Below are 11,420 nucleotides of genomic sequence, written 5' to 3'. Positions count from 1 at the left end.
TTCCAATCGGCTCCCTACATTTTACTGGAAATGGGGAGTTTTTCGAACTTCCCATAGGATGTTCCACCCCCCGTCAGGCGACGGATAACCGGTATGGACTCAGCTTGGCAATATGCTGCCCGCACCGCAAAGTCATTATCCTCGTAGGCTCTCAGGGCCACCGCGCGGATGCTTCCATAAAATCGCAGCAATGGTAACGAATCCACGCGAGTAACGATAATCTGATGCGAATCAAGGATAATGTTACCTGCGGCATCGTGAAGCCCGCTATCTCCCCATAACAATTGGTCCATAACGCCTCCTTTTTCAGTCGCCCTGTACAGACATGAATTTCATACCCGGTTCACCATACCAATAGCCGTTACAGACGGGTGGGTCGTATCCTTCCGGGGAGATGTATTTCCCATTTAACGCGGCATGAAATACCTGTATGACCGACTTTGTGGCCGTAAGTTGCGGGGATATGCGTACAATATCTATGCCCATTGCTGACATGGACGCCATCTCATTTAAGAGGTTACATGGAATACCGGATTGAAGCTGAATGCCATTTATTGTAAACAGGCGTTCATGCTCCTGGGTGAATAGTGCACGCCCCTCCGAATCGCCTATGCAGCGTTGTTCACATTCGTCCTTACCGACATTATCTGCCTGGGCAGTGAAACAGCGGGCCGAAAACGACAGCGGCAGGTGACCATGCGCGAACACTTCGGTTTCCATTGCCTCGGGTCGCGTGTTTTGTAACATGACGATGGTCGTGACTGCCAGTTCCACCGGGGGAACCCATCGCGTTGCCCCCAGGTCAGTCGGGCAAGGGCGATTCTGCAGACCGGTAAAATTGCTCTATGTTTTCCTTGGATCAGTAGTAGTAAATCGGGCCTAATGAGATCTTCATCTCCCGCATCTCCTTTTTGAGGATGCTATCTTATTGAATAAATATCTATGACCATGTATCGCGGAATCCGTGCAAGAACGACAGGTTATCGCAAAACACGCCATGCGCGGTGTGTATAGCAACGGCCTCAATGCCAGGGCCGGTGATAGGCCCCAAGAGTATGGGTCTGGCCTTCGGAAAGACGGTCCAGAACCGCAGTCCACTGGGTTCTTACCAAATATCGCTCGGGATCCCAAGCGCAGGTATCTAAGGCCTCGCGCAGGACGCGCGCGACGGATGCGACGTAGGCCGGACTTCGCTGGCGGCCCTCCACCTTGATAGCGGCTATGTCGTGGCGGAATAAGTCCGCCATAATATCGAATACATTCAGCCTAGTAGGTTATTCAATAACCTAATATGGCTGCGCGTCGGTATAGTAGCGACCCTTGCACAAGGTGGGATAACCAGCCGCCTCATTAAGGCCGTGACGGTCAATCAATACGCCATTCAGGCGAGACTCGCGGCCCAGGGCTGTCTCTTCCCAGCGTACCGACTCTGCTGGTGAACAACCCCCGCTGGCGTTAGGGGATCGGCCGGTAATGTAGGATGACAAAGCACAACGGCCTTCTACCATAACGCATAGGCTTCCATAACCAAATACTTCGATTTCTACCGGGCTGTTGACTATGGTATGCCAAAGCTGTTGTAAGGACAGAACCCTGGGCAGAACGGCTCGTTGAATGCCAAATTGCTGGTGGTAGAACTCCAGGGCCTTATAAGTGGTAGCAGACGCCTGCACGGAAAGATGCAAACGCAGGTCGGGGTGGTGACTTGCGGCATAACGCAGCAATCCCGGGTCAGCCATGATCACGGCATCTATCCCAAGCACCGCTGCACGATCCACCGCGGTGGTCCAGACAGACCAGTTATGCGCCTGTGGATAGGTATTGATAGCCAGAAGAGCTTTTTTGCCGGCGCGATGCGCATATTCTATACCGCGAGCGGTATCTTCTGGACCAAAGTTAAGCCCGGAGAAATTGCGCGCATTAGTATCGTCGCGGAAGCCCACATATACAGCATCTGCGCCGTTATCAACAGCAGCTTTCAAGGCAGGCAATCCGCCTGCCGGGCAAACCAATTCCGGTTTACGGTCATTCATATGAAATCATTTCTGATAAACCCACTGGATGAGATACTTTCCGGATGTCGGGCATACGGTCACGCTCGTCGAAATGGCGGCGCGTTGCGGATCGAAAAGTATTGGTGGAGGCCGTTGAATCATCTGGTATATGTATCCGCTCAGGGTTGCAGAGCACGATCAAGCATGTTGTGCAGGCGCCTGTCGGCATGGGTTCTACGAATGGCGCGGTCGATGGTCTGCCTTATTTGCGGACCCAATGGGGCCGGTAGGCAGCTGACCGGGACGAGCCAGTCCAGGTCTATGGAATCCAATATATTCTTAAGGTGGAGTCCAATGGACGTTTCTCCTTCCAACACCAGGCGACGCGCGAAAAAGAGGGTATCCGGATCGTCGAAGCGCAGTGCGAGGCGGCAAAAATCCCTAGCAGTGCCTGCAATGCGCAAATCGACCGGTCCGACCTGGGTTGGGGCAATCCTTCCCAGCCTTATTATTATGCGTATTGATTTTCCGAGGTCGGACACCTCGATCACAACGCGCCGCCCCTCTATCTGAAAGAGATCCGGTTGATGCTTCGCCAGAACCCGGTTAGCCATGCCCACGAAAATAGCCGTGAACACCGGATCCATAAAAATAGTTGTTGTGGCGATAAAATGGCGCGTTAGCGCATACCCAAGCTCCATGAATGTTGTCATTATTAATTTTTGTTGGAAACCCCGGCATTATTGCCAGGAGGGAATAGCGCGGCAAGCTAAGACAGCCCTCCCCTTCCCCACCTCTCCTTTATCAGTTGTTGCGCGCTATTGGGATGCTCAATTGCCCTGTTGACATTCAGATTAAAAAGCGCTAAACCTTCATCGTACAAAACAATAAACGGATGTTAACGTATTTGTAATATGCACGCCCACGGGGCGCAAACGAGGCGGTTGAGATGGACTTGCCATACCTGAAGATTAAAGGGCGGACCCTGCTCCCAGTGATACAGGGGGGTATGGGTATTGGTATTTCAGCGCACAGTTTAGCCGGAGCGGTGGCCGCGGAAGGGGCTGTCGGAACAATTGCGAGCGTGGAGTTGCGCCGCTTGCACGACGACCTGATGCGGCACCTGCGGCGCCTGAGAGACCCGGCAGCCTCAGCCCGGGCAAATCTGACCGCATTAGATCGGGAGATTCAGGAGGCGCGGCGGATTGCCGGCAAAGAGGGATTTATTGCCGTCAACGTCATGCATGCTATTTCCGGCTATCGGGAGCATGTGCTTCAAGCCATCAGGAGTGGGGTCAACGCGGTAATCGTGGGCGCGGGTCTGCCCATGGACCTGCCCACACTGGCGGCGGAATTCCCCAAAGTCGCCTTGATCCCGATCCTTTCCGAAGCACGCGGCGTGCAGGTGGTGGTGCGCCGCTGGATACGCCAGAAGCGCCTTCCGGACGCCATCATCATCGAGAATCCGCAATTCGCGGGCGGTCATCTGGGAGCTACCCGGTTAGAGGATGTTTCCGATCCTCGGTATGGTTTTGCCATTGTCCTACCGGCGATCCGCAAGCTGTGGGAAGAATTGGGCTTGAAATCCGATCAGATTCCGCTCATCGCCGCCGGAGGGATATCTTCCTTTCAGAAAATGCGGGAGATATTTTCCCTTGGCGGGAGCGGAGTTCAGTTGGGCACACCCTTCGCTGTAACCAGCGAGGGCGATGCGCACATCAATTTCAAGCGTGTCCTGGCGGATGCGACACCTAACGACCTCGTGACATTCATGAGTTCGGCAGGATTACCAGCGCGCGCGGTGCTTACCCCCTGGTTGCGCCGCTACCTGGGACGCGAGGGGAGGCTGCGCGCCTGTGCCAGTCCGGATCGTTCTCAATGCCCCAGCCAGACGGAGTGCCTGGTTCACTGCGGTTTCAAGGATGGCCATTCATCTTCCGGACAATTCTGCATAGAGGCGCAGCTTGCTGCTGCGCAGCGCGGTGATGTAGAGCATGGGCTGTTTTTTCGGGGCGCAGGACAGTTACCCTTCGGACAGAAGATCAGAGGCGTTCGCGAACTTTTGGCGTCACTGCTGGGTGAAACCGCACAGACATCCATGGAGGAGTGCATACCCAGGCTGGCTGTATGATCTTACAGCGCTGTCAAAATCGGACCAGCGCGGCTGCCGTGGCTTTTTTTGTGAGCATTCATTAGTTAATCAACAGGTTGGTGAATTCTAACACACCAGAAAAGCGCCGTCCGAAATCTGAAGTTTTTTCTATGTCACTGATTTGTTTTTTCCGATCGGGGCGTGTGGAAAACCTTTTGTGTTTCAGTGTTGACGTATAAGAACTGGTGCGCTGCGTGCCGGACGAAATTGGCAACAGATTTACGGAGTTCCGCGCGCAGACACATTTGAAAAAGGAGTTGTTGCGTTTCTTTCTTCTGGGCCAGCAAAACATACCTATGGGCCCACAAAAAAATGTGAATGGAATACTGGCGGATAACGTCTATATATAACAATGAAGCCAGTTTATTTCAAAGACGGGGTTTTGTTTATAACCGGCCTATAACTATCAAAAAACGGCAAGATGAATTTGATAGTTGCCAGCCCTAACAATCAAGGTGCCACATATGCTACCAAAAAAACCACTTTTATTCATTACTCCACTATTATCAATGACAATAGTCATGGCTTCGGCGGCCTATGGCTCCACTCTCGCTGAAACGGTCTCCACGGTCAGTGCTGTCAGTGTTACTGCGGCGACAGCGTCCGTCACCGCGAGCGGTATTCCCACGGTTGTGCAGTCCACCTGCATGGCCTGTCATGGCATGCAGGGCATAGCGGCTGACGGGGGCATGTTCCCGAACCTAGCGGGGCAATGGCGGCCCTACCTTTTGCGGCAGCTCGATCATTTTAAAACCCACACACGGTCGGATCCGCAATCACCCATCATGTGGGGGATGGTGGCTCCACTGACAGCGGCGCAGATACAGCAGGTCGCCGACTACTTTTCGGCACAGAAGCCCGCATCGGGGCATGTTTATGACCCCAAACTCGTGGCCGAAGGGAAAAAGCTGTACTTTGGTGGCCTGCCCGACAAACACATGCCGGCCTGCATGGCCTGCCATGGTGCAACACTGGCCGGTCTGCCTCCTTATTTCCCCAGGCTGGCGGGACAAAAACGCACTTATGTGATCAATCAACTGACGTATTTCAAATCCGGACAGCGGGTCGCCACCCACAAGGGCATCATGCAATATGTGGCCTCCAGGCTGAACTCTACGCAAATCACGGCATTAGCCGCTTACATAAGGTCTCGGTGAGCGCCATGATGGAGAGCGGTTATACCAAAGCGAAAGGCGACGGCACCCTGGACGGGAAAACCATACTTGTGACGGGTGCAGGGGATGGTATCGGCAAGGCGGTGGCCATCGAGTATGCCCGTCAAGGCGCTACGGTCATTCTGTTAGGCAGGACGAAGCGTAATCTGGAAGGCGTCTACGATGAAATCACCGATTATGGCTATTCCGAACCGGCGATTCTCGTGGTAGACCTGGCCAACCCGGCAAGCGACGCGTTCAAAACCGTGGGCGCCGCTATTTCCAGCGAGTTCAAACAACTGAACGGTATAGTGCATAACGCCGCAGAACTCGGGATGCTAACACCTCTGGAGAACTATGAAGGGGCATTATGGGACCATGTATTCCAGGTCAACGTAAAGTCCCCGCTGTTGGTGACGCAGCAGTGCCTCCCGTTACTGAAAGAGGCGTCGTACGCATCCATTATTTTCACGACGGACGAGTCCGGCGCAAAACCTAAAGGCTATTGGGGCGCCTACGGTGTGAGCAAAGCCGCCATATTACATATGGCCCGCATGTGGGCGATAGAGTATGCCAATACGCTTATCCGGGTGAATATCGTAGACCCAGGTCCGTGCAGAACAGGGCTGCGTCTGCTGACGCATCCCGGCATGCCGATGAAGCGATATACCCCACCTGAAGCCATCACTAGCATCTATACCAAATTAATGGATTGTGACGTTCTGTGTCATAACGGCGAGTTATTTTATGCCCAGAATTTTATCAATCCCGATCTGGATGACAGAACTGAAAAAGATTTGGCAAGTTCTACGGTGTAGTCCATCAAACAACAGACAGGAATCGATATCATGTCAGACGAAAGGCAAGACAGCAAACATGCTCCAAATGTAACACGCCGCCGCTTTCTGACGGCGCTGGTAACGGTGTCCGGCGCGGCGGTGGCAGGCACCATCGCGGTACCCATGGTGAAATCATTGGACCCAACAGCCGCCGCCGCGGCATTAGCCACCACCACCATCGATCTGAACCCTATCGAGCCTGGCATGCAAATGGTGGCGCTGTGGCAGGAGAAACCGGTAATTGTAGTAAACAGAACGCCGGAGATGCTGGCCACCCTAGATGAATCAGAGCAAAAGGGCATATTGAAGGATCCCAATTGCAATGTGCCGCAGCAACCACCCTATTGCAAGAACAAGTACCGGTCGCGCGTTCCGGAATGGTATGTTGGTATAAAAATATGCAACCACCTGTGTTGCATACCGCATTACCGGCCCAAAAAAGCCAGTGTCGCTCCGTGGTGGCTCGGCGGATTTCACTGCCCCTGCCATGGCTCGATGTACGATCTTTCGGCACGCGTAATCAAAGGGTCACCTGCCCCCCACAATATGGCAGTTCCCGAATATGACATCGATGTGGCCAAAAAAACCGTCGTTGTCACCAAAATGTACCCGCTCGCCCATTTGTGCTGAGTGTGGTAGCCGAGAAAGGAGGCTGATATGAGTTTCAAAGAGTGGTTTGTCAAACGTTCTCCGCTGCCGGAGATGTGGCGCGAGCACATGGCTGAATACTATGCGCCAAAGAACTTCAATATTTTCTACTACGCCGGGTCGTTACTTTTACTGATGGTGGTGCTGCAGTTCCTGTCCGGATTTCTGGTGCTAGCGCACTACATACCTACCGCTGAAGGTGCATACGACTCTGTTTACGGCATCATGTACGACGTGCATTATGGCTGGCTCATGCAGTATATGCACGTGGATGGCGTGTCGCTGATATTCGTGCTGCTGTATGTGCATATGGCGCGGGGCATGCTGTATGGCTCCTACCGATCACCACGGGAACTCGTCTGGATCATTGGCTATACGACCTATTTGGCGTTCATGGCGGAGGCATTCTTCGGATATGTGTTGCCTTATTCGAACCTCTCCTACTGGGCCGGTACGGTGATCACCTCTTTATTGAAGTCCATTCCGTTTATCGGTGGCTGGGTTACCACCCTGGTACGTGGTGGTCCTGGCATGAGTGGCGACACGCTGGGGCGGTTTATGGCCCTGCACGTTACATTGGTATTTCTGGTCATTGTCGGGCTGATCGTTTTCCACATCCTTTATCTCCATAAAGTCGGCTCCAACAACCCCGATGGCATTGAGATCAAGGCTAACAAAGGGCCGGATGGCCACCCCGTGGATGGCATTCCATTTCATCCCTACTACTCCGTTAAGGACTTGTTTGGATTCGGTGTGTGGCTGATCATCTTTGGCGCGATCATCTTCTATGCACCGACATTTCATCATATTTTTCTTGAACGTACCATGTCGACGCCCGCGAATCCGCTTAAAAGCCTACCGGATGTTACGCCGCCGTGGTATTTATCACCTTTTTACGCGATGCTGAGATCCATTCCCAATAAGAATGCGGGCATCATATTAATGGTGTTCGCGGTGCTGATCCCGTTCGTGCTCCCATGGCTCGACAGGAATCCGGTGAAATCGACGCGATATCGTCCGATCACCCGTATCATGCTTCTCATATTTTTCATTAACTTCTTTGTGCTTGCCTATCTAGGAGAGCAACCCCCGCTGCCGAAGTATTTTTTCATGGAAAGACTGGGGGCATTCATCTATGTGGCGTTCTTCATTTTGCTGCCATTCGTGAGCAAATTCGAACCGACCCGGACACCGCCGGCGCGCGTCCGTTTCCATGCCCACTGAGTTTGGGCAGAGAGGAGGAGTTATGAAAAGGTATGTGGTGTGGGCAGGTATGGCCCTGGGACTGCTTGCTGGCAGCGCATCTGGTGCATTTGCGGACAATGGGCCACAATTATTGACGCCGCATTATACTTATAATGCAAAGACCATCATCAGCGGCGCAAGGTTGTTTGCAACCAACTGTATGGCGTGTCACTCAATAAAATTTATGCGTTATGAGTTTTTAACCCATGATCTAGGCATGTCAAAATCAGACGTACATAAATATGTCATGTTACCGACGGGATCGACATTCAAGGATAACATGATATCCGCCATGCCGACCGGCATGGCGCATAAATGGTTCGGGCTTCCCCCGCCTGATCTCAGCCAGATGGTCCGGTATAAGAGTCAGGACTGGATATACACTTATTTGCTCTCCTTTTACCGCGATCCCAAGCGCCCGTCCGGGTGGAATAACCATGTATTTCCCAATGTAGCTATGCCAGACGTGCTTGCCCCGTATGGCGGGATCGTAAATGAACATGGAAAGCTGCTTCGTGCGGGGGACGAGTCTCCCCAGAAATTCAAGGAACAGGTCACGGATATCGTCGCGTTCTTAAGATTCGTGTCGGACCCATCCGTCGTGCAACGACACGACAAGGGGCCCTGGGTGCTCGGTCTGCTGGCATTTTTTACCATAGTGGCCTATTTCCTCAAAAAGGAATACTGGAAGGAGGTAAAATGATGAAAGGTTGTTTGGATACATGAGACGGTATCCCACCGATCGTGGTGAGGCAGGCTGTAAAACCGTTAATCTGAAGGAGCGATATCATGAATGAGAAACTGAAGGAAACCGAAAGTTCAAAAGCCGGGAATATAAGCCGTCGTGACATGCTGAAAGGCATCGCCATTACCGCTGGCATCGTGGCTGCCGGCACGGTGGTCGGGGTAAATCCCATCGGCGCGGCCCATGCTGCCGGCAACTGCCCAGGAACCACGCCAAAGGCCGAGGTGCAATATCAGCCGCATCCCAAGGGGAAAGAGCAATGCTCTGCTTGTGCCAATTTTATTGCGCCGAAGTGCTGTAAAGTGGTAGCCGGACCCGTCGCGCCTGACGGATATTGCATCGCGTTCACCCCGATGCCCGCATAGTCACATTTGTCCGTGTGTTCCTCCTGCTTCTCCCCTTCTTCGAAAGGGGAGCTTTTATTTTTTACCGTACCACGTATGCTGCGGCTTCGTTGCCCACAGAAATCCGGCAAATCGTCAGGTTGCAGCAGATGCTGGTGGTACCCTGTGATCATCCAACTGGATACTGGAGTCGAGCATGTCCGGGCAGCAATATGACCTGAAATCAAACCCCGCCATGGTGTTGGCGGATGTTACAGTCGCCCAGTCGGCATATATTGGATCGCTGATTATATTTATCTGCAGCTTTCCGTTTTTGTCTCTCGGCACGGGATTCTTCATAGTAATCGGCGCGGTGTTCATCGTTTTGGCATTTATTGATGTCGCCAACATGGCTACCCTGACGTTTACCACGAGCTGTGCGGCAGACAATGACAAATTGATTGTCAGATACGGACTGATTCGTCCGACAAGCGCCATCATACCCGCTTCGGCCATTCGCCATATAGGGATTGGTCAGAGTTGGCTTGGATCAAAACTAAAATATGGCTCGATAATTATTCTCGGAGATGATCTTGGTATCCGGTTGCAGTATATAAAGGATCCTCAAATTGCACTGGGTGCCATTAAAAACTCCATCGGACTATCGTGATGTTTTCTAGAACCATCAAAGCGGATCTGCGGACGATAAGAACGGGTCCCTGGAAACCCATATCTGTTAGTTTATTCGGTGCTGGTCATTTTCGTCGAATGGTTATGGATATATGGCACTTCCCAGTTTTCCGTTTTGTTTCTATGGAACGGCACCGGAATATTCTCCATCTTCATGGAGATCAGAAACTTCGGGAGATGTATTCTTCCGGAAGGCGGCGATAACATGGGCCTGTCCGGCTTTTGGCATGGAAAAGGCCCGAGAATACGATCCCTGACCTTTGGGGGAACTGGTGCGCAGTACTGGAGTCGAACCAGTGACCTTCGGCTTCGGAGGCCGAAAACTTCACAAATCCCCCCTTTTTGAATCACAAGCGTTTTTATAATATGTTTTTAAACAAGTATATACAAACTATATTTACTTACTGCTACTTGGATTTACGCCTTATTCCCGCGCGCAGGTGCAGCGTAATTGCAGCGCAGAATGCAGCGCTGCACCACAGTAACCTGTGGTTGCATAATAGGTAAGCCACTACATATTGTGCCAAAAAGGCTTGAACTTTTTCGCGGCTGTAGTATCTTAAGGGTCGCCCTCTACCGAAAACTTCTTCGCCCTCTCGGTGGTGGGCAATCATGTTGGGGCGAAGAACGAATCGGTGGTGGGCATCATGACAACATCAACAGCACTGCATTCCAATGGCTCCAAAAACCCGCATTGGTTTCTCGGCTTGATGGCAGTTTTCATTAGAGAACTTCCACGCCTAATCACAACGGGTTTCGTTGACGAATTTTTCGGCACGGGCTATCAGCCTTCGGGGCGGGCGATCTCAGCCAAGCGCAGGGCGGTTACAGCAGTGCTTCATAGGTTTGTTGCGGTGCATCGTTTGGTCCACCGAACTCCCGGTGCCGCAGGCCGTCAAGGTCACGCCAGCCGCCGGCCTGCTCGGAAAGCAGCAAGGACACGGGCCAGCAGCGATGATGGAGACGGTGGTGGCGACGGGGAACCACCTCACCGAGTAAGCCTTAGCCTTACCCCTGAATATGTCGGGGGCGGCGCATGAAAAAGCACCCCCTTGGTCCGCAGCCACACGAACCACAAAGCGTCACTCAACCCTCTGCCCTATCCTCAGATGCTGATCTTCGGCACTACAGATACAATGACGTAGCCAAACTTTTATCCTGTGCCTCACAGACGATCTACAACGGTGTTTCCACGGGACGGTTCCCGAGACCACTAAAAACGGGCGTTGGTCTCCGCTTCACCGCCGAGATGATCCGGCAGATTATTGCCTGTGAACCCCCACAACCGCCTGTACCTGCTCAGCAATCTCCTATAGCCAAGCGCCCCAGGGGGCGCCCCAGAATCGCCACGCAGACCCCGAAGCGGTCGCAAGGCGGCGCGGCATGAGCACCGCTTCCAAGGTGCGCCGCCTGGCTAAACAAAAGCGGGCAAAAAGAAGCGCGGCCAAACCCCGGGCCGGGCAAGCTCCGAAGTATGGGCCACATGCTCAATTCAACACCGCTACGCTGGTAGGAACCACACCCGCCATAGACGGCGAGGCCCTTCTGCAAGAAGCGCCGCACGGACCGACCCCCGTGGGCGACGCCCATTTGCCGCAGGTGCCCACTCCAGACCTTCCCGAACCCCCTC

13 protein-coding genes and 1 pseudogene are annotated in these 11,420 nt (G+C 53.0%); 10 read left to right on the top strand and 4 right to left on the bottom strand.

The genetic code is table 11. The features are described 5' to 3' along the window. Positions 1–14 precede the first annotated feature (14 nt). The 4 genes and pseudogenes from Q0C48_RS09770 to Q0C48_RS09755 form a co-directional block, all read right to left on the bottom strand. The gene (locus Q0C48_RS09770; protein ID WP_291523863.1) at positions 15–293 is read right to left on the bottom strand and encodes a hypothetical protein; all 279 of its coding nucleotides are present in this window, start codon (positions 291–293) and stop codon (positions 15–17) included. A 13-nt stretch (positions 294–306) separates the two neighbouring features. Continuing rightward, on the bottom strand, positions 307–774 hold the full coding sequence (locus Q0C48_RS09765) for a U32 family peptidase (RefSeq protein ID WP_291523861.1): 468 nt from the start codon (positions 772–774) through the stop codon (positions 307–309). Between the two features lie 248 nt (positions 775–1,022). Continuing rightward, positions 1,023–2,033: pseudogene (locus tag Q0C48_RS09760) on the bottom strand (peptidase U32 family protein). Between the two features lie 140 nt (positions 2,034–2,173). After that, positions 2,174–2,695, bottom strand: coding sequence for an SCP2 sterol-binding domain-containing protein (locus Q0C48_RS09755; protein ID WP_291523859.1), 522 nt, complete (start codon positions 2,693–2,695; stop codon positions 2,174–2,176). A gap of 248 nt (positions 2,696–2,943) precedes the next feature. Between Q0C48_RS09755 and Q0C48_RS09750 the strand changes: the two genes are divergently transcribed. The 10 genes from Q0C48_RS09750 to Q0C48_RS09705 form a co-directional block, all read left to right on the top strand. Further along, positions 2,944–4,125, top strand: a complete 1,182-nt coding sequence (locus Q0C48_RS09750) for a nitronate monooxygenase family protein (RefSeq protein ID WP_291523858.1) — start codon at positions 2,944–2,946, stop codon at positions 4,123–4,125. Positions 4,126–4,667: 542 nt separating this feature from the next. Then, positions 4,668–5,303, top strand: a complete 636-nt coding sequence (locus Q0C48_RS09745; protein ID WP_291523856.1) for a c-type cytochrome — start codon at positions 4,668–4,670, stop codon at positions 5,301–5,303. Between the two features lie 5 nt (positions 5,304–5,308). Continuing rightward, the gene (locus Q0C48_RS09740) at positions 5,309–6,118 is read left to right on the top strand and encodes an SDR family NAD(P)-dependent oxidoreductase (RefSeq protein WP_291523854.1); all 810 of its coding nucleotides are present in this window, start codon (positions 5,309–5,311) and stop codon (positions 6,116–6,118) included. A gap of 30 nt (positions 6,119–6,148) precedes the next feature. Then, positions 6,149–6,769, top strand: a complete 621-nt coding sequence (gene petA / locus Q0C48_RS09735) for a ubiquinol-cytochrome c reductase iron-sulfur subunit (protein ID WP_291523852.1) — start codon at positions 6,149–6,151, stop codon at positions 6,767–6,769. Positions 6,770–6,796: 27 nt separating this feature from the next. Next, positions 6,797–8,011, top strand: coding sequence for a cytochrome bc complex cytochrome b subunit (locus Q0C48_RS09730; RefSeq protein ID WP_291523848.1), 1,215 nt, complete (start codon positions 6,797–6,799; stop codon positions 8,009–8,011). Between the two features lie 22 nt (positions 8,012–8,033). After that, positions 8,034–8,735, top strand: a complete 702-nt coding sequence (locus tag Q0C48_RS09725) for a cytochrome c1 (RefSeq protein WP_291523846.1) — start codon at positions 8,034–8,036, stop codon at positions 8,733–8,735. Between the two features lie 86 nt (positions 8,736–8,821). Next, positions 8,822–9,142: an iron oxidase gene (gene iro, locus Q0C48_RS09720; protein ID WP_291523844.1), complete on the top strand. Its 321-nt coding sequence runs from the start codon at positions 8,822–8,824 to the stop codon at positions 9,140–9,142. Positions 9,143–9,317: 175 nt separating this feature from the next. After that, positions 9,318–9,770 carry a PH domain-containing protein gene (locus Q0C48_RS09715; RefSeq protein WP_291523842.1) on the top strand — a complete coding sequence of 151 codons (453 nt, stop codon included), beginning with the start codon at positions 9,318–9,320 and terminating at the stop codon, positions 9,768–9,770. An 866-nt stretch (positions 9,771–10,636) separates the two neighbouring features. Beyond that, positions 10,637–10,789, top strand: a complete 153-nt coding sequence (locus Q0C48_RS09710; protein WP_291523840.1) for a hypothetical protein — start codon at positions 10,637–10,639, stop codon at positions 10,787–10,789. 384 nt (positions 10,790–11,173) lie between these two features. Next, positions 11,174–11,420: hypothetical protein (locus tag Q0C48_RS09705; protein ID WP_291523838.1), on the top strand; the 247-nt coding region annotated here is incomplete at its 3' end.

The sequence above is a fragment of the Acidithiobacillus sp. genome, from assembly GCF_023255755.1.
Taxonomy (GTDB): domain Bacteria; phylum Pseudomonadota; class Gammaproteobacteria; order Acidithiobacillales; family Acidithiobacillaceae; genus Acidithiobacillus.
The sequence above is the reverse complement of the archived record's forward strand: the minus strand, read 5'-3'. Positions and strand labels throughout refer to the sequence as shown.